The sequence below is a fragment of the Bacillus sp. EB V-12 genome (assembly GCF_056158125.1).
In genome coordinates, this window is record NZ_JBUXJL010000014.1 from 1 (window position 1) to 19,635 (window position 19,635).

At 35.9% G+C, this 19,635-nt stretch carries 17 protein-coding genes, 2 tRNA genes and 1 riboswitch; of the genes, 13 read left to right on the forward strand and 6 right to left on the reverse strand.

Translation table 11 applies throughout. The annotated features are described in order from the left end of the window. Positions 1–8 precede the first annotated feature (8 nt). The 9 genes from ACZDYH_RS26545 (at position 9) to glmS (ending at position 8,711) form a co-directional block, all read left to right on the forward strand. Positions 9–80, forward strand: a tRNA-Gly gene (locus ACZDYH_RS26545). A gap of 10 nt (positions 81–90) precedes the next feature. After that, a tRNA-Ala gene (locus ACZDYH_RS26550) sits at positions 91–163 on the forward strand. Between the two features lie 117 nt (positions 164–280). Further along, positions 281–1,426: a glycerate kinase gene (locus tag ACZDYH_RS26555; RefSeq protein WP_434713294.1), complete on the forward strand. Its 1,146-nt coding sequence runs from the start codon at positions 281–283 to the stop codon at positions 1,424–1,426. Positions 1,427–1,639: 213 nt separating this feature from the next. Further along, positions 1,640–2,533: an arginase gene (gene rocF, locus ACZDYH_RS26560; RefSeq protein ID WP_000711563.1), complete on the forward strand. Its 894-nt coding sequence runs from the start codon at positions 1,640–1,642 to the stop codon at positions 2,531–2,533. Between the two features lie 248 nt (positions 2,534–2,781). After that, positions 2,782–3,603 (forward strand): diadenylate cyclase CdaA, encoded by an 822-nt coding sequence (cdaA, locus tag ACZDYH_RS26565; RefSeq protein WP_001115697.1) that lies wholly within the window; start codon positions 2,782–2,784, stop codon positions 3,601–3,603. Then, on the forward strand, positions 3,596–5,083 hold the full coding sequence (locus tag ACZDYH_RS26570) for a CdaR family protein (protein ID WP_000359600.1): 1,488 nt from the start codon (positions 3,596–3,598) through the stop codon (positions 5,081–5,083). The genes cdaA and ACZDYH_RS26570 overlap by 8 nt, the downstream gene beginning before the upstream one ends. Beyond that, on the forward strand, positions 5,076–6,422 hold the full coding sequence (gene glmM, locus ACZDYH_RS26575; protein WP_000521476.1) for a phosphoglucosamine mutase: 1,347 nt from the start codon (positions 5,076–5,078) through the stop codon (positions 6,420–6,422). Before ACZDYH_RS26570 ends, glmM begins: the two co-directional genes overlap by 8 nt. A 288-nt stretch (positions 6,423–6,710) precedes the next feature. Then, complete coding sequence (locus ACZDYH_RS26580) at positions 6,711–6,896, forward strand: hypothetical protein (RefSeq protein WP_001206405.1); 186 nt, start codon at positions 6,711–6,713, stop codon at positions 6,894–6,896. 12 nt (positions 6,897–6,908) lie between these two features. After that, entirely contained in the window at positions 6,909–8,711 is a 1,803-nt protein-coding gene (glmS, locus tag ACZDYH_RS26585) for a glutamine--fructose-6-phosphate transaminase (isomerizing) (protein WP_098594972.1), read from the forward strand. A gap of 97 nt (positions 8,712–8,808) precedes the next feature. Here glmS and ACZDYH_RS26590 read toward each other — a convergent pair whose 3' ends face one another. Then, complete coding sequence (locus tag ACZDYH_RS26590) at positions 8,809–9,960, reverse strand: DUF3994 domain-containing protein (RefSeq protein WP_414635045.1); 1,152 nt, start codon at positions 9,958–9,960, stop codon at positions 8,809–8,811. Between the two features lie 588 nt (positions 9,961–10,548). On the opposite strand from ACZDYH_RS26590, the gene ACZDYH_RS26595 reads away from it, so the two are divergent. Both ACZDYH_RS26595 and ACZDYH_RS26600 read left to right on the forward strand, forming a co-directional pair. Next, entirely contained in the window at positions 10,549–12,513 is a 1,965-nt protein-coding gene (locus tag ACZDYH_RS26595; protein ID WP_149149279.1) for a S9 family peptidase, read from the forward strand. 107 nt (positions 12,514–12,620) lie between these two features. After that, positions 12,621–13,187 carry a DUF4256 domain-containing protein gene (locus ACZDYH_RS26600; RefSeq protein ID WP_000147394.1) on the forward strand — a complete coding sequence of 189 codons (567 nt, stop codon included), beginning with the start codon at positions 12,621–12,623 and terminating at the stop codon, positions 13,185–13,187. Positions 13,188–13,259: 72 nt separating this feature from the next. Here the strand turns inward: ACZDYH_RS26600 and ACZDYH_RS26605 are convergent, their stop codons facing one another. Further along, the gene (locus tag ACZDYH_RS26605; protein ID WP_000236368.1) at positions 13,260–13,766 is read right to left on the reverse strand and encodes a DoxX family membrane protein; all 507 of its coding nucleotides are present in this window, start codon (positions 13,764–13,766) and stop codon (positions 13,260–13,262) included. A gap of 392 nt (positions 13,767–14,158) precedes the next feature. On the opposite strand from ACZDYH_RS26605, the gene ACZDYH_RS26610 reads away from it, so the two are divergent. After that, positions 14,159–14,935, forward strand: a complete 777-nt coding sequence (locus ACZDYH_RS26610; RefSeq protein ID WP_033686082.1) for an SDR family oxidoreductase — start codon at positions 14,159–14,161, stop codon at positions 14,933–14,935. 39 nt (positions 14,936–14,974) lie between these two features. Here the strand turns inward: ACZDYH_RS26610 and ACZDYH_RS26615 are convergent, their stop codons facing one another. From ACZDYH_RS26615 to ACZDYH_RS26630, 4 genes are all read right to left on the reverse strand, one after another. Further along, entirely contained in the window at positions 14,975–15,643 is a 669-nt protein-coding gene (locus ACZDYH_RS26615) for a methionine ABC transporter permease (RefSeq protein WP_000527151.1), read from the reverse strand. Beyond that, a complete protein-coding gene (locus tag ACZDYH_RS26620) occupies positions 15,618–16,658 on the reverse strand; it encodes a methionine ABC transporter ATP-binding protein (protein WP_000571317.1) in 1,041 nt (346 codons plus the stop codon). The genes ACZDYH_RS26615 and ACZDYH_RS26620 overlap by 26 nt, the downstream gene beginning before the upstream one ends. A 12-nt stretch (positions 16,659–16,670) precedes the next feature. Continuing rightward, positions 16,671–17,483, reverse strand: coding sequence for a MetQ/NlpA family ABC transporter substrate-binding protein (locus ACZDYH_RS26625; protein WP_000756961.1), 813 nt, complete (start codon positions 17,481–17,483; stop codon positions 16,671–16,673). A gap of 84 nt (positions 17,484–17,567) precedes the next feature. Next, a riboswitch (SAM riboswitch) is annotated at positions 17,568–17,682 on the reverse strand. 79 nt (positions 17,683–17,761) lie between these two features. After that, on the reverse strand, positions 17,762–18,670 hold the full coding sequence (locus ACZDYH_RS26630; protein WP_000643859.1) for an NAD(P)-dependent alcohol dehydrogenase: 909 nt from the start codon (positions 18,668–18,670) through the stop codon (positions 17,762–17,764). Between the two features lie 157 nt (positions 18,671–18,827). Between ACZDYH_RS26630 and ACZDYH_RS26635 the strand changes: the two genes are divergently transcribed. Beyond that, entirely contained in the window at positions 18,828–19,592 is a 765-nt protein-coding gene (locus tag ACZDYH_RS26635) for a DUF6612 family protein (RefSeq protein ID WP_000713522.1), read from the forward strand. Positions 19,593–19,635: the final 43 nt, after the last annotated feature.

Here is a 19,635-nt window from a genome sequence, read left to right on the forward strand (position 1 = left end):
TCATTTTTGCGGAAGTAGTTCAGTGGTAGAATACAACCTTGCCAAGGTTGGGGTCGCGGGTTCGAATCCCGTCTTCCGCTTAATTAATAAGGGGCCTTAGCTCAGCTGGGAGAGCGCCTGCCTTGCACGCAGGAGGTCAGCGGTTCGATCCCGCTAGGCTCCATCTAAATAAAAAAGCTTACATCATACGATGTAAGCTTTTTTTGTGTTTAAAAAGACAACTTTTATACTTGTCGTTTAAAATGAAGAAAACGTAAAAATAAGGGATGGGGAGATAATTGTGAAAGTTGTTATTGCATCTGATTCATATAAAGAAAGCCTAAAAGCTATAGAAGTATGTGGAGCTATTGAAAGAGGTTTTAGAGCAATTTTTCCTAATGCAGAGTATGTGAAAATACCAATTGGAGATGGAGGAGAAGGGACGGTTGAATCACTTGTTGATGCTACAGGGGGGAGAATTATATCAATTAGTGTGACAGGACCGCTTAGAGAAGGTATACAAGCTTTTTATGGCATTTCTAAAGATAAAAAGACAGCGTTTATTGAAATGGCAGCAGCATCAGGATTACAGCACGTTCCAGTTGAAAAGCGCAACCCACTTATTACAACGACAAAAGGAACAGGAGAACTTATATTACATGCGCTAGATCAAGGAGTGGAGTACATAATTTTAGGACTTGGAGGAAGTGCTACAAATGATGGCGGGGCAGGTATGTTAGCGGCTTTAGGAGTAAGGTTTATAAATGGCAAGGGTGAAGTAATAGATCCATCTGGTGGCACATTACACTCGATTGTTACTATTGATTTTTCACGAATGGACCCACGCTTAAAGGGGGTAAAGATAGAAGCGGCATGTGATGTGGATAATCCATTAGTCGGAATGCAGGGAGCATCTTTCGTATTTGGGAGACAAAAGGGTGCAAATATAGAGATGATGAAAGAGCTAGATGAAAATTTACAACATTATGCGAATATGCTTAAACGATGTGTATCTTTTGATGTATCTGAAATACCTGGTGCAGGGGCAGCGGGAGGAATGGGAGCGGCTGTTATTTCAGTGTTAAAGGGAGACTTGCGTAGGGGCATTGAAATTGTATTAGATTATACAAATTTCGATAAACATATAGAAGATGCAAATCTTATTATAACTGGTGAAGGTAGAATAGATAAACAAACTGCATATGGAAAGGCTCCTGTGGGTGTTGCGGGGCGTGCAAAACGTTTTTCTGTGCCTGTAATTGCTATTGGAGGGTCTGTATCATCTGATTATTCAGCTGTGTACGAGAAAGGAATAGATGCGGTATTTAGTATTACAACGAGACCGATGACACTAGAAGAAGCATATAAAGTAGCAGAAGAAAATATTGAAATGACAACGAAGAATATTGCAACAGTATGGAAAATAGCATCAGAAAAACACTTCTAAATATAGGAGTGTTTTATTATTATTATTATTTAATAATAGTGATTGCGATTGTTTCATTAAGTTAACTTTATACATAGAATAGTCTTAAAATTTGGTTTTCAACGTGAATATAAGTGAATAAATTGTATATCCATACAGAAAAATGTCGAGTTGAGTCAGACTATATAAAAGATTTAAAATATTTAGTGAAGGCATAAAAGGGGGATACTATCTATGAAAAAAGAAATCTCAGTTATTGGAGTTCCAATGGATTTAGGACAGATGCGTCGTGGAGTTGATATGGGACCGAGCGCGATCCGTTATGCAGGGGTAATTGAAAGAATTGAAGAAATTGGATATGACGTTAAAGATATGGGAGATATATGTATAGAGAGAGAAAAAGAGATAGATGAAAATACAAAATTAAGAAACCTTACACAAGTTGCAACTGTATGTAATGAATTAGCAAGTAAGGTGGATCATATTATAGAAGAAGGTCGTTTTCCACTTGTATTAGGTGGTGACCATAGTATTGCTATCGGTACATTAGCTGGTGTAGCAAAACATTATAAAAACTTAGGCGTTATTTGGTATGATGCACACGGTGATTTAAATACAGAGGAAACCTCACCATCTGGAAATATTCATGGTATGTCACTTGCAGCAAGTTTAGGTTATGGACATTCTTCACTTGTAGATTTATACGGAGCATATCCAAAGGTGAAAAAAGAGAATGTCGTAATTATCGGTGCGCGTGCATTGGATGAGGGAGAAAAAGATTTCATTCGCAATGAAGGTATTAAAGTGTTCTCAATGCATGAAATTGATCGTATGGGGATGACGGCTGTGATGGAAGAAACAATCGCATATTTATCTCATACCGATGGTGTACACTTATCATTAGATTTAGATGGTCTTGATCCTCATGATGCACCAGGTGTTGGAACGCCTGTAATTGGCGGTCTATCTTATCGTGAAAGTCATTTGGCGATGGAAATGTTAGCAGAAGCTGATATTATCACATCTGCTGAATTTGTTGAGGTAAATACGATTTTAGATGAGAGAAATAGAACGGCAACAACAGCAGTTGCTTTAATGGGTTCTTTATTCGGTGAAAAACTAAAATAAATGTAAGAAAAGCAACTGAGAAGTTGCTTTTTTTATTTGAAAATAAGCGTATAATAATGATTTATATTATACTGTACAATAAAAATGTTTGACATCTTACCAATTTGAGCTAAAGGGGGTTGTTTGTAATTGTCGTTTGTTTCATGTATGGTATAATTAACTAGTTGTTGGAAATACATACAGATAGAGCATAAAACAATATTTCAATATATGGATAGAATTGCTCGTAAGTAGGAGGAAGGGATAGCATGCCTTTTGAAGATACGACCATTTTGAAATATCTTAGTACGGCATTAGATATTGCCATTGTATGGTTTATTATATATAAGCTAATTCTTATAATCCGAGGGACGAAAGCTGTTCAACTTTTAAAAGGGATTACAGTTATTATCGTCGTTAAGATGATCAGTATTTTCCTTGAATTGCGTACGCTATCTTGGCTAACTGAACAAGTATTAACGTGGGGATTTTTAGCCGTTATTATTATCTTTCAGCCAGAATTGCGAAGAGCACTTGAGCAGCTAGGGCGCGGGAGTTTATTTTCGCGTGTTGGAACGCATGAGGATGATGAACCTGAAATGGTTGCAACAGCGATAGCAAAAGCAACCGAATATATGGGGAAACGTAGAATTGGTGCATTAATTACTTTGTCAAAAGAGACCGGTATGGGTGATTATGTGGAAACGGGTATTCCGCTTAATGCAAACGTATCATCGGAATTACTTATTAATATTTTTATTCCAAATACACCTCTTCATGACGGAGCGGTAATTATGCAAGGAAGTACAATTAAAGCAGCAGCATGCTATCTTCCATTATCAGAAAGTCCGTTTATTTCTAAAGAATTAGGAACTAGACATCGTGCTGCAATGGGAGTTAGTGAAGTTACTGATAGTATTACAGTAGTTGTGTCTGAAGAAACTGGTCAAATTTCTTTAACGAAAAATGGTAAGTTGCATCGTGATTTGAAGACAGAACAGCTGAAAGATATGTTATTAGCTGAATTTAGTGGAAACGAAAAAACGACTTCTTCGTCTTTATGGAATTGGAGGAGAAAGCGTCATGGATAAGTTAATGGAGAATCATTGGTTTTTAAAAGGGATCTCATTACTATTGGCGTGTATGCTTTTTATGTCAGCGACGTTAACTGAAAAAAATACGACATCAGGTATATTACCTTTTGCAAATGATACGAAAGAAACATTAACTAATTATGCTATTAATCTTAAGTATGATGAGGAAAAATATATTGTAAGTGGTATTCCGGCAGAGGGCGTTAAAGTAAAATTAGAAGGCCCAAAAGCATCAGTTGCTACAGCAAAAGCAAAAAAACAATTTGACATACCGGTTGATTTGCGAGATAGTCCAAAAGGAACTTATGAGATTTCTTTAAAAACGAACGGGCTTCCAGATGATGTGAAAGGAACAGTTCAGCCATCAACAATTAAAGTTACTCTTCATGAAAAGGCGAGAAAATATGTTCATGTAGATCTGAAATTATCAAATGAGGATCAGATGCCAGCGGGGGCTACTCTAGAAAAATCAAGCCTTAAACCGGATACTGTTGAGGTAGTTGGGACGAAAGAAGAAATTGAAAGCATTTCATCTGCCAAAGCGTATGTTGATTTAAAAGGTGTTAATAAAACTGTTACAAAAACTCCCGAAGTTACATTATACAATAAAGAAGGAAAACGTTTAAATGTAAGAACAAGTCCATCTAAGATTAGTGTAACGTTGAATGTGGCAACGCAAACTACAGCCAATAATACTGAAAAAACTGTTCCTGTAACGTATACGAAGAAGGGGAGTTTAGCAGAAGGATTGGCGGTTACAAATATCAGTGTTGAACCGAGAGAAGTAACGATAGCTGGTCCAAAAGATATTTTGGATAATATACAATCTCTAGAGGGGGTCGAAGTAGATCTTAGTCAATTGACAGAGTCTACAACATTCGATGCCTCTGTTTTATTACCCAAGGGTGTAACAAGTGCAAAACCGAATCAAGTGAAGGTTTCGGTGGGAGTGCAAAAAACAAAACAAACGAAAACAAAAACGATTGATGGTATCCCAATCCAGAAAAATGGACTGTCTAAAGATGTTACTGCTCAGCTACTTTCGCCGCAAGATGGAAAGATAAGTGTTGATATTTCAGGAGAAGCAAGTATAGTAGATAAAATAACAGCTGCTCAAATAACAGCGGTAATTAATCTGCAAAATGTATCCTCAGGGACGAAAGATATTTCCATTCAAGTGAGCGGTCCTGGTAATATTTCAATAGAGCCAAAACAAAAAAGTGCTAAAGTTACTATTGTGAAGAAAGAAAAACCAGATAAAGAAGTACAGGGTAACGGTCAACAACCGGATTCAAATACGGATCAAGAAAATCAAAATGAGAAACCAAAAAATCCTGAACCTGATTCAGAAAAAGAACAGGAAAAGAATCAAAACCAAAATCAAAATCAAGATAAAGATAAAGATAAAGAAACGAGTCAAGAACCAACAGTAGATAATCAAAAAGAGCAAGAAAAAGGAGCGAATCATAATGGGTAAATATTTTGGTACAGATGGAGTACGCGGAGTTGCAAATAAGGAGTTAACACCTGAATTAGCTTTCAAAATTGGACGTTTTGGTGGTTATGTATTAACAAAAGATACAGATCGTCCAAAAGTAATTATCGGTCGTGATACACGTGTATCTGGTCATATGTTAGAAGGAGCTTTAGTAGCAGGCCTATTATCAACTGGAGCAGAAGTAATGCGCCTTGGCGTTATTTCTACACCGGGCGTTGCTTATTTAACAAAAGCACTAGATGCACAAGCGGGTGTTATGATTTCTGCATCTCATAATCCAGTACAAGATAACGGTATTAAATTCTTTGGTTCAGACGGCTTTAAATTAACAGATGAGCAAGAAGCTGAGATTGAAGCTTTATTAGACAAAGAAGTTGATGAACTACCACGTCCGACAGGTACTAATCTTGGACAAGTGAGCGATTACTTTGAAGGTGGACAAAAATATTTACAGTACATTAAACAAACTGTTGAAGAAGATTTCTCTGGCCTACATATCGCTTTAGATTGTGCACATGGTGCAACTTCTTCTCTAGCTCCATACTTATTTGCAGACCTAGAAGCTGATATTTCAACAATGGGAACTTCTCCAAACGGTATGAATATTAATGAGGGTGTAGGATCTACACATCCAGAAGGCTTAGCTGAATTGGTAAAAGAAAAAGGTGCGGATATCGGACTTGCTTTTGATGGCGATGGCGACCGTTTAATTGCTGTAGACGAAAAAGGAAACATCGTTGACGGTGATCAAATTATGTTCATTTGTGCGAAATATATGAAAGAAACTGGTCAATTAAAACATAATACAGTTGTTTCAACTGTTATGAGTAACTTAGGTTTTTACAAGGCACTTGAAGCAAATAATATTACAAGTGATAAAACAGCAGTTGGTGACCGCTACGTAATGGAAGAAATGAAGCGTGGGGGTTACAACCTAGGTGGAGAACAATCAGGCCATATTATCTTACTTGATTACATTACAACTGGTGATGGAATGTTAAGTGCACTTCAACTTGTAAACATCATGAAAATGACGAAAAAGCCATTATCTGAGCTTGCAGGAGAAATGACGAAATTCCCACAATTGTTAGTAAACGTTCGTGTAACAGATAAAAAATTAGCATTAGAAAATGAAAAAATTAAAGAAATTATTCGTGTTGTAGAGGAAGAAATGAACGGTGATGGCCGTATTCTTGTTCGTCCATCTGGAACAGAGCCACTTATTCGTGTAATGGCAGAAGCACCAACACAAGAAGTTTGTGATGCATATGTACATCGCATTGTAGAAGTTGTGAAAGCCGAAGTTGGCGCTGAATAATTAGCTGAATTTATATGAAAAAGGAGCACAAAAAGTGCTCCTTTTTCATATGTTTTATAGACGATGAAAAAAATTTCATTGACGGTTTATCCATGTTTGTTATAAGATGGTCTTGTTCTTTTTCTCAAAGGAAATATTGTAAATTATAAAAGCGCCAGAACTACAAATAGTGTAGTTGACGAGGTGGGGTTTATCGAGATTTCGGCGGATGACTCCCGGTTGTTCATCACAACCGCAAACTTTTACTTAAATCATTAAGGTGACTTAGTGGACAAAGGTGAAAGTGTGATGAGAGAAGAGGAACGGATGAAAACTAGCTGTATAAGTATATACGGACTTAAACCCAATCGAGAGGAAGGTGAAAGCCGTTACAAGCTTACAGGGCTAGCAATATGTAATCCGTTTTTTAGTATAAATAAAAATGGTATCGGACTATGTCGTTACATGTTCGCAGAGCAGTGTAAGCATTTGTAACGGCGACTAAACATGTGTGGAATCGTAGGATTTATTGGAGAGCAAGATGCAAAGGAAATTTTATTAAAAGGTTTAGAAAAGCTAGAATATCGTGGATATGATTCAGCAGGTATTGCAGTACAAGCAGAGAACGGTGTTGTTGTATACAAAGAAAAAGGCCGTATCGCAAAACTTCGTGAAATCGTAGATGAGAACGTAGCAGCAAGCGTAGGTATCGGACACACACGCTGGGCTACACACGGTGTTCCAAGTAAGGTAAACGCGCATCCGCATCAAAGTACATCAAAACGCTTTACATTAGTTCATAACGGTGTAATTGAAAACTATGAATTAGTGAAAAAGGAATATTTACAAGATGTAACGTTCGTAAGTGAAACAGATACAGAGGTTATCGTACAGCTTATGGAACAACAAGTGAGCACAGGATTAAGTGTAGAAGAAGCGTTCCGTAATACGCTATCTCTTTTACATGGCTCTTATGCAATCGGATTACTTGATGCTGAAAATCCAAACATGATTTATGTTGCTAAAAACAAAAGCCCGCTATTAGTAGGTGTTGGTGACAACTTTAATGTTGTGGCAAGCGACGCTATGGCGATGTTACAAGTTACAGATCAATTTATTGAGCTAATGGATAAAGAAATCGTAATCGTAACGAAAGAAAGTATTACAATTAAAAACTTACAAGGTGAAACGATTGAACGTGCACCGTTTACAGCGGAATTAGACGCAAGTGATATTGAAAAGGGAACATATCCTCATTTCATGCTTAAAGAAATCGATGAGCAACCACTTGTAATCCGCAATATAATTCAAAAGTATCAAGATGAAAATGGCGAAATTGAATTAAATCAAGACATCCGCAATGCGATTTTAGATAGCGATCGTATTTACATCATTGCATGTGGAACGAGTTATCATGCAGGTCTTGTTGGAAAACAATTTATCGAGAAGTTTGTAAAAATGCCAGTTGAAGTACACGTGGCAAGTGAATTCTCTTACAACATGCCATTATTAACAGAAAGACCATTCTTCATTTACATTTCACAAAGTGGTGAAACAGCTGATAGCCGTGCAGTACTTGTGCAAACAAATGAAATGGGCCATAAAGCATTAACAATTACAAACGTGCCTGGTTCTACGCTTTCTCGTGAAGCTGATTATACACTTCCGTTATACGCTGGACCAGAAATTGCAGTTGCATCAACGAAAGCTTACACAGCACAGCTTGCAGTACTTTCAATTTTAGCGGCTGATATTGCTAAAGCAAAAGGTGAAGTTCTTGATTTCGATTTAACACACGAACTAGGACTTGTAGCAAATGCAATGATAGAACTTTGTGATCAAAAAGAAGAAATGGACGCATTAGCAAAACAATTTTTAGCGACAACGCGTAACTGTTTCTTCATCGGACGTAGCGTAGACTTCTACGTAGGATTAGAAGGTGCGTTAAAACTAAAAGAAATCTCTTACATCCAAGCAGAAGGATTCGCTGGAGGAGAGTTAAAACACGGTACAATCGCTTTAATCGAAAATGGTACACCAGTTATCGCACTTGCTACACAAGAGCACGTAAACCTTGGAATTCGTGGTAACGTGAAAGAAGTAGTAGCACGCGGGGCTAACCCATGTATCATTTCAATGAAAGGCTTAGAAATGGAAGGTGACAGCTTCGTATTACCAGCTGTACACGAAGCGCTAGCACCGCTAGTAGCAGTTATTCCATTACAACTTATCTCATACTACGCAGCACTTCACCGCGAGTGTGACGTTGATAAGCCACGTAACTTAGCTAAGTCTGTTACTGTTGAGTAGGAGATTGGTAGGTTAATAAGTATAGTTATACGTTTGAAATAAATTAAAACTAAGAAAAAACTCTGTAAAAATCATTTTACAGAGTTTTTTTAGTTATTTATTGTTTTACATAACAAATTGTTACTTGTTCGTCTATGTGGAAAATCTGTAACGCTTTACCATCTAAATTTTTAACCTCATATGATGAATAAATAGGTCTTTCTAATTTCACTTCTTGACCATTTTGAGTTCCTTTTTCCACCATTAGCGTTAACTGATGGGAAGAAACGTCTGCTTGGTATGTTCCTGTTAAGTAATTATCTTTATTTGGATAAGAACCATTTGCATATGTTTCAAATGTCTTATCTGCTTTTAGGACTAACGTAGTTTTGACTCCGTCTCCGTAATCAATACCCCAATTACCTACAAGCTCTGTACCGTCTTTATAGTTGTTCTGTACATTCTTAAACTTAGCGGAATCCTCGTCTGGTGTATCAATTTTTCCTTTGAATATACCAGTTTTATCTTGGGTACTGTATGTTTTAACTGTATTACCACTAGATAAACTCGGTGAGTTAGAAGAACTAGTACCACTTGTTGTAGAAGTAGTTGTTGAACCACCCTTAGCTTCCGCTTTTAACTTATTAAATACAGGTTTCCAAATGCGTTTTGCTTCATCTAATTTATTGTTTGCTTTATCTATGATTGCATCATCCGTATCTTTAAGTGTTTTAGAGTAATCAAATAACTTCGATACTTCTTTGAAAGATTCTTTTAACTTTTGAACAGCTTTTACAATTTCCTTATGATCTTCTTTGTATTTTCCTGGTGCATCTATACGTTCTATTTTATTAAATACTTTATCTAAGTCTTTAATACTATCTCGTACCTCTTCATTTGACTTACTTCCCTTTTTATTATCCCTCACAGAAGCATCATAGTAATCTAGACGTCTTAATAAGTCTTCTTCAATGTCTACCATAAGTTGTGGGTAATCCTCAGGTAAAACCATAATCATCTTAACATCTTTACTTTCTTCTTTTGAGTTAGTTGATTTTTCCTTTGTTTCAGATGATTTACCTTCTGACTTAGTTGAATTTGTTCCTTCTGTCTTAGTTTCTTTACTTTCTTGTTTACCAGATTCAGCATTTGTTTTTTCTTTTTCTCCAAATAAATTTGTTACACTACAAGCTGACATAGAAACTACTAATCCGGATGCTAGTAAAATTTTACCTGTACTCTTTTTGAAATTCTTCATATGATTTTTCAATTCTCCCTTTGAAAACATAAAATAGATGTGCTTTAGCCCCTTTAAAACTAAAAAACATACCCCTTCTATATTTATTTTATAATACCTTTCTACGTATAATATTTTACAATTAATTACAGATACGGTCAAAATTTATCTTAGTTTAACGATGTTCACAAAAAAGATGCGAAGCTTTATTCCTTCAAGTAAAGATTCTAAGTGAGTTTTGATTAAAATTTTTTTATAAAAATCTCATACTTAGTTAAAAAGAGTAATTCTATTTTGATCAATCGTTTTTTCAAAATGAATTTTTTTGTTGTTAAATAAAGATTTGTGACTTCATTTCTATCAAATTTTATTCCAAACCAACATATAGTTATAGCTTTAAAATAAATTTACAAATTTGTATCTAAAAGGGGTGTTTTTGTGTCGAAAAAGAACATCTAGAATTGGTAAGTGGATAGAACTCCATAAATTAAAGTTTTACTTTATCGACTTCACTTTTATTTATCTGAATTTTCCGTTATCATTTTAAGTATTCGTGAACAATTTCCTTTATTACGACAAAAAGAGACGAGAGATTTATGGACATTTCGAGGGGGTATATTGATGAAAGTGAATGAAAAAACATATTTAAGTATAGAAGAGGTTATTTCATTACCAACCGTATCAAGTACAAACATAAGTGATGATGGTAAAAACGTAGCATTTGTTAAGAAGACGGCTGATTGGAAAGACAATACATATAGGAATCATGTATGGATATATGAAAAAGATAAGAAGCGGAGTTACCCATTATCAAATAGTGATATAGATAGTATACACCCATTATGGTCTCCAGATGCTAGGTGTATCGCATATCTTAGTCCAGTTGGTGATGGGAAAAATCAGATATTTGTTAAGTCACTAGATGGTTATAGAGAGGTTCAAATTACCGATGAGAAAGAAGGAGTCAGTACATTCAAATGGGGTCCTACTGGCAAGGGTCTTTATTATGTTACGCAGTCAAAAGAATGTGAGGAGATAAAGAAACGTAAGGACCTATATGGAGATTTTCAACATATAGGTAAGGAACACCAGAATAATTGTTTATATTACATTGAAATAGAGAAGGTGATACAAAGTGATACAGATGAACACGAGAACAGAGTCGTTTATCAATTAACGGATGGTAAGGATTTTCATATCCATGAATTTGATATTTCAAATGATGGTAAAAAGGTTGTATTTATGGCGACACCAAGCTCAAATATGGCAGATTATATAAATGGAGATCTATACATACTCCATATTAAAGCTGGAGAGCTACAAAAGCTGAATGTGGATAAGTTGTTGGGAGGGAGTGTTTGCTTTTCTCCTGATGGCAGTGAAATATGTTACACAGCAAGCATAAGAGAGAAGGATTACTATAGAAACCATATACAAGATAGTACGTTAGAGATATATGATATAAATACCGGAAAGGTAATTCAACCTGTAACAAATTTTGATAGTACGGTTATGCCATTACAGTGGACAGCTAAAGGGGTTTTAATTAGGTGGCAGAATAAAACGAATTATCTTATTGGTTTGCTAGCCGAAGATGGCACTGTGGAAATATTAAGCGAAAAAGTAGATGGCTTTATAATGGATGCTTCTATAACAAAGGATGGCAAACATATATCCTACAATAAGGCTATAACAAATGAAACCTTTGAAATCTATTTAGACGATAAAAAAATAACGGATGAAAATAGCTTTTTCAAAGGGAAACTTAGAAGTAACAGGGAAATCATCTCATGGAAAAGTAGCGATGGTCTTGAAATAGAAGGTGTTTTATCAACGCCAGTAGAGTTTGACACTAATAAAAAATATCCTTTATTAGTAGTAATTCACGGCGGTCCGGCTTGGGCATCTTTTCCGATATTTTCAGACTGCTTCAATGAGAAATATCCGATTGAACAGTTTGTTGAAAAAGGCTTTATCGTTTTAGAACCAAATTACAGAGGAAGTTCAGGTTATGGTAATGAATTTTTAAAAGCTAACTATAGAAAACAGGGGATTGCTGACTACGATGATGTTATATCTGGAGTGGATGAACTAGTAGAAAAAGGGATGGTAGACAAGGATAGAGTAGGAGTTATGGGATGGAGCAACGGTGGATATGTATCAGCTTTCTGTTCTACGTTTAGTAGTCGGTTTAAAGCTATTTCAGTTGGCGGTGGAATCACTAACTGGAGTACCCATTATGTAAATACAGATATACCTTACTTTATTAGAATGTATTTAGGAAATACTCCATGGAATGATCCAGAGATATATACGAAGACATCACCTATGACGTATATTAAATCAGCTTGTACGCCTACCTTAATTCAACATGGGGAAAAGGATGCAAGAATTCCAATTACAAATGCATATGATCTATATCAAGGATTAATGGATATGGAAGTTGATACAGAATTAATTATATTTAAAGGAATGGCATATAGTTCTGACCAACCAGGAGTTCATGTGGCTATTATGAAGCAGAACTTGATGTGGTTTTCACACTATATTCTTGAGGAGAGTATGGAGGGCTTTAGGACTTTGTAATGGATGTTTGTACAAGACATAGGGTTGAAACGGTCTTCATATTGAGATGATTTATTATAAAATATATACTTAAACTACTATCAGTACATACATCAGGGAGGACTAATATGACAGGAAATAAAAATGACTTACTAGTAGAAAAACGTGAAGAGTTATTGAAAGTATTGCAAGCTCGTTTTGAGAAAAACATGAACCGCCATGAAGGTCTTGAATGGGCTAAAGTTGAAGCGAAGCTGACTACTAATAATGAAAAAATGTGGTCACTTAACGAAATGGAAGTAACTGGTGGTGAGCCGGATGTTGTTGGTTATGATGAAGAAAAGGACGAATATACTTTCTATGATTGTTCAAAGGAGAGTCCTAAAGGCCGCAGAAGTCTTTGTTATGATCTTGAAGCGTTAGAATCAAGAAAAAAACATAAACCAGAAAATAACGTTATTGATGTTGCCAATGCTATGGGCATTGAGTTATTAACGGAAGAACAATATCGAGAGTTACAACAACTTGGAGATTTTGATATGAAATCATCGAGTTGGGTACAAACACCTTCAGATATTAGAGAGCTTGGTGGTGCTCTATTTTGCGATTATCGCTTTGGACATGTTTTCGTGTACCACAATGGAGCAGACTCTTACTATGCTGCCAGAGGTTTTCGTGGTTCGTTAAAAGTTTAAATTAGGATAAATAAGAAAAAGAGCCTATATTCAGGCTCTTTTTCTTATTTATATTTTAAAAGTAAACTGTTACTACGCAGTTTTACTTAATTTATATGTTCTGTGGTTGTTTTTACGGAAAAGTTTAGGGAAAACATAGCCATCTAATCCAATACGTCCAGCGTTCTGCCCTGCAACTAAAATGAACATAGTCAAAATAAGCAGGTTTGGGTTTACACTAACGGTTCCACTTAATAAAAATGAAAGATTCATTATGATTCCGAAAAATGCAGCTGTTTTTGTTAATCCGCCTAAAATCAAACCTAGACCTACTAAAATTTCTCCCCATTGAACTAAAAAGCTAAATAGGTCTGCGTTTGGAAGGACAAAATGTTGAAGAAAATCTGCCCACCAACTTTGTACTGCAGGATGGTCACCTGATGCTTGAGCAATAGCACCCTTTAGAAAACCGCTTGCGTCAAAAGATTGTCCGAAGACTTTGCCTATCCCAGCAGCGAGCCATGTATATCCTATGTAAAGCCGTAAAAGTAATAATATGAAAGTAGCACGTTTATCAGTTCTTAAAAAATTGATAACCATTGAAATCCCTCCAATATTGTATTTACATGTTTATTATATATCCATTGTGAATAAATTCACAATGGAGGAAATGTGAACGAATATATGTTTTGAGTAATTGTTTTATTTTTTGTAACATTTCATCTTTTTTGATAGACTAATAATAGAGATATATCAAAAGGAGGCAAAGACTAGATATGTGGATGAACTTGTAATGATTAGAAACTAGATAGATGAATTTTGCTCTCATAAGCGAGGGTTTATTTAGTTATCTGTAAATCATTCAAGGAATGCATATTTGGATTGTACATCCCTTTTATAAGGATAGGTGCCTATTTTATGTATCTGTCTTTTTTGTGGGAAAGTTTATATCTCTTATATAAAATATGCGTCCTTTAAACTTGGAGGAGTATATGATGAACCAATTGAAAAATAAAGTAGCAGTTATTACAGGGGTAAGTCGTCTAGATGGTATAGGCGCAGCGGTTTGTAAAGAATTAGCTGAATCAGGATACGATATATTTTTTACGTATTGGACAGCTTACGATAAAGAGATGCCTTGGGGCGTTGATAAAAATGAACAAATACAATTAAAAGAAGAGTTACTAAAAAACGGTGTTAAAGTCTCAAGTATGGAGTTAGATTTAACTCAGAATGATGCACCGAAAGATCTTATAAATAAAGTTACTGAACAATTAGGGTACCCTCATATATTAATTAATAATGCAGCATATTCTACGAATAATGATTTCTCTACGTTGACTGCTGAAGAATTAGATAAGCATTATATGGTAAATGTTCGTGCGACTACATTGCTCAGTAGTCAATTTTCCCGGGGATTTGATAAGAAATATGGTGGTAGAATTGTTAATATTACTTCGGGGCAATTTCAAGGTCCTATGGCAGGAGAACTAGCTTATGCGACAACGAAGGGAGCTATTGATGCTCTTACTAGTACGTTGTCAGCAGAGGTAGCTCATTTAGGAATAACAGTGAATGCAATTAATCCAGGACCAACCGATACAGGATGGATGACTGAAGAGATAAAACAAGGGTTAAAGCCGCTGTTTCCTTTTGGCAGAATTGGTGAGCCAAGGGATGCAGCTAGACTCATTAAATTTTTAGTAAGTGAAGAGGCCGAGTGGATTACTGGGCAAGTTATTCATTCAGAAGGTGGATTTAAAAGATAAAAAAGAAGGCATCTCACCTTGGTGAGATGCCTTCTTTTTTTAATCTTTCTTCAATCTTCGTGCAACACCATTCCCTAAAGACTGTAATCCTTGAACGAGGATAATTAAAATAAAGACGGTTGCATACATTACTTCAGGCTCGTAGCGTAAATGTCCGAACCGGTATGCTAAATCCCCTAGCCCGCCAGCACCTACAAGGCCAGCCATTGCTGTTGCGCCAATTAAGCCAATTGTTGCGATTGTTAATCCAAGTACAAGGGAGGGACGAGCTTCTTTAACCATGACGTGCCAAATGATTTTTATAGTAGAAACGCCCATCGCTTGGTAGGCTTCAATGACACCGCGATCGACTTCTAGTAAAGCTGTCTCCATTAAACGTGCGATATAAGGGGCTGTGAAGACGACAAGCGGTACGATAACACCTTGCACGCCAATGGACGTTCCCATTAGAAACTTTGTAAAAGGTAAAATAAAGAATAATAGAATGATAAATGGAAGAGAGCGAATGATATTAATAATTGTATTAAGAATAGGATAGATGATTTTATTTTCACGCTGCCCACCAGGTCTCGTTAAAACAAGTGTAACACCAAGTGGCAGTGCAATAAGGATCGAGATGAGTAATGAAATAGATGTCATTTGAAAGGTTTGGATCGTAGCTTCCCATATGACTTTACCCCACTCATCCAAAAAGGACTTGTTTCCCATAGTCTGTTCTACCTCCTTCTACGATGATTCCTTGCTCTTGTAAAAATGATAAAGCACGGTGGATTTCATTTTGTTCCCCTTGCATATGAACGACTAGTTTCCCATATGCTTCATGTTTTAACTGCGTAATATTACCGGATAAAATATTGGGATACACTTGGAAACGTTTTGTGGCAACGGCTAAGGCAGGTTCCCCTGAAGTAGTGCCAATAAATGAAAGTGTTACAATTTCTCCAGTACTTTGTAGTTCTTTCTGTACCTCTTCTGGAATTTTCGCTGCAAATGCGCTATTTACAAATTTCTTCGTTGTTACATGTTGTGGGTTTGTGAAAATATCTTTTACAGTCCCACTTTCGACTACAGATCCATGTTCCATAACAGCAACGCGGTCACATATACGCTGGATGACATTCATTTCATGTGTAATGAGTAAAATCGTAATTCCGATTTCTTCGTTAATCTTTAATAGCAAATCAAGGATAGAATCGGTTGTTTCGGGATCTAATGCGCTCGTTGCTTCATCACTTAATAACACTTCAGGTTCATGTGATAGCGCACGAGCAATTGCAACACGCTGTTTTTGACCACCAGAAAGTTCGCTTGGATACGCATCTTTTCGATTAAAAAGATCGACAATGCGTAAATACTTTTCTACTCTTTTTTCAATTTCTGCTTTTGGAATGCCAGCAAGCCGTAACGGTAATGCGATATTTTCATAAACGGTAACAGTTTTAAGTAAATTGAATCCTTGAAAGATCATTCCGATTCTTTGTCTCGCTTTTGCTAGTTCTTTTGTCGATAACGTTGTTAAGTCTTGTTCGTTTACAATGATATTTCCTGTCGTTGGTTTTTCTAATAAATTTACACATCGAATCAATGTACTTTTACCAGCGCCACTATACCCAATGATTCCAAATACCTCGCCTTTTTCTACTTTAAGGGAAGTAGACTTAAGAGCCTCAACATTCCCTTTTTTTGTTGTAAATACTTTGGATATGTTTTTTAATTCAATCATTATCGTCAGCTCCTACCAAGATGGTAAAACTGAACCATCAAATTTTTTCTCGATAAACTCTTTTACTTCTTTAGATTGATAAGCTTTCTTTAATTTATTTACAACGGCATCATCTTTATTTTCAGTACGAACAACAACCCAGTTCACATAGGGTGAATCTTTTCCTTCGCGGAAAATAGAATCTTTCGCTGGACTTAATTTTGCACCTAATGCAAAGTTTGTGTTAATTGCAGCTGCTTTCACTTCACTTAGTTGCGTTGGTAATTGAGATGCCTCTAATTCGACAATCTTTAATTTTTTTGGATTTTCAATTACATCTTTTGCAGTCGCTTTTTCTGTAGCCTTTGGATCAACTTTTAAAACCCCTGCTTTTTCAAATAATTTTAAAGCTCGAAGTTCATTCGTTGGGTCATTTGGTACAGCAATTGCATCGCCCTCTTTCAAGTCTTTTACATCTTTTATATCTTTAGAATATACGCCCATAGGGAATGTTACTGTTGAAAATACTTCAGCTAATTTCATATTGCGTTCAGCTTTAAATACATCTAAATACGATTTCGTTTGGTAACTATTTACATCAAGGCTTTTTTCATCTAATGATACGTTTGGCGCTACATAATCATTAAATACTTTTATATCAATTTCGAGACCATCTTTTGCTGCAACTTCTTTTACCTTTTCAAAAATTTGTTCATGTGGTCCACCTGTTACACCGACAGTAATCTTTTTCTCGTCTAATGCTTTTACCTCTTTATTTGAACTCACGCTACATGCGCCTAATAATAATACTGCTCCGCTTATAATGCTTAATAATACCTTTTTCATCTATAAATCCCCCTTCATATACGTTCCAAAATAAAAAGCACCTCCCAAAATAAGAGAGGTGCCGAATAGACGAAATAGATTCCTCTCTTATCTTTCAAAACGAAAACTCGTTTTGCAGGAATTAGCACCTTAGCTTATACGTCATAAGCTCGGTTGCCGGGCATCATCGGGCCAGTCCCTCCGCCACTCTTGATAAGAGTATGTGTATGTAGTTTTGAATATGGTACTAATAGTAAATCGTACAAAAAGAATTGTCAATGATATTTTCAGAATATATTTTATTTTAAGGTAATCGAAACGTTCCCCTTTTTATGTCCTTTTTCTACATATATATGAGCTTCAGCAATTTCTTCTAATCGGTAAGTTCTATCAATAACAGGCTTTAGCTTTTCTGTTTCAGCTAGTTGTTTTAGTAGGTTCATATCTTCTTTACTGACCTTTGCCATCATTCCGTTCACAGATACATATTTTCCATTAGGCATTAATGCATCTGTACAAAGAGACTTTTTATATTTTCCAACTGCATCAAATATAATATCATAGTGCTCGCCCCGCTTAGTAAAATCTTCTTTCATATAATCAATTACGTTGTCTGCCCCTAAAGCTGTTACTAAATCGAAATTCGAACTACTACAAATGGCTGTGACAGTCGCCCCGAAGTATTTCGCAAGTTGTACGGCAGCTGTCCCTACTGACCCAGAGGCGCCGTATATAAGTACTCGTTGCCCTTTTTTTATCTGTCCTTTTCTAAGGAAGTGCAATGCTGAAGTTCCGCCAAAAGGAATAACGGCAGCTTCTTCATATGTCACATTGGTAGGTTTTAATGCTATTAATCCACTTTCATGCACGCATGTGTATTCCGCATAACCACCAAGGTTTAGTTCTGTTAATGCAAAAACTGGATCTCCTTTTTTAAATTGTGTTACATCTGTTCCAATGTCTTCGATTTCACCGGATAATTCTACGCCAAGTATAGGTTTTCTCGGTTTTCTGAAACCTAATATGATCCGCATAGGAATCCAAAATAAGAGGGGGCTATTAAAGCCACGTATTCTACAATCTCCAGTTGATACACTTGTTGCGTGAATTTTAACTAATACTTCATTTTTTTTAGGTTTAGGCTTTTCTACATTTTGAAGCTGGAGAACATTAGGTGGTCCATACTTTGTGCAAATAATCGCTTTCATCCTGACCTCCTGAAATGAGTTGTTATTATTTACATCATATTTAAACTTTTTCTCAAACATGTTGTTATATAGGAAATAAATTTAAAGATAAATATTACGAATTATATAGATTTCATAGGAAAAGAGATGATATTATTTTTGGGAAGGAGGGGACGTTATGAAAAAATTTATTTTAATTTCAAGTTTAGTACTTGCAGTCGGTCTAGGAGTAGGGTGTAGTAATGAGAAAACAAAAAAGACTGATGAACCGAAAAAAGAAGCTGTGCAGAAAGAAAAGGAATTAACAGCGAAGGATGTTTTTAATAAAGCGAATGAAGCTTTTAAAAACGAAGAAAATGTAACGATGACATATGATGTGGGAATAAAGGCTGAAGGAACAGAGATGAATGTAATAAAGGCCAAAATGCAACTAGAGCCGAAGAAAAAAAATTCTCGTTCTGAAATGAATGTTTCTGGTACAGAGGTTGTTGTTTATGATGTGGGTGGCAAAATTGCTGGTCAGTTGAAAAATCCTAATACGGGTGAAGTTATGTCTGTACCAGAGGAACAATTAAATGCTAACGGAATGAACGCGACTCAAGGAATGGTAGATAATTTAGAGATTCCATCGGAAATTTTAAATAAAGTGAAGATGGAGAAAAGTGGAGATAATTATAAGCTGAAGTTTGCATTAAAAGGGCAAGAGACAGAGAGTATGTTAGCTAGTATGGATGAAAAGCAGAAACAAATGCTACAAGGCCAAAATGCAAAGATAGAAGAAATAGATGGGGAATATATTATTACAAAAGATTTTAAATATGAATCAGCAAAGATAGATATGGTTATGAGTAGCAATGGTGAGGATAAAGCGCATATTATTACGGATGCAAAGTTTACATCGTATGATAAATTTGATCCAATACAATTGCCAGCAGCAAAGTAATCACTGTCAAGAGAGGTACCTGAAAGAACGGGTATCTCTTTTT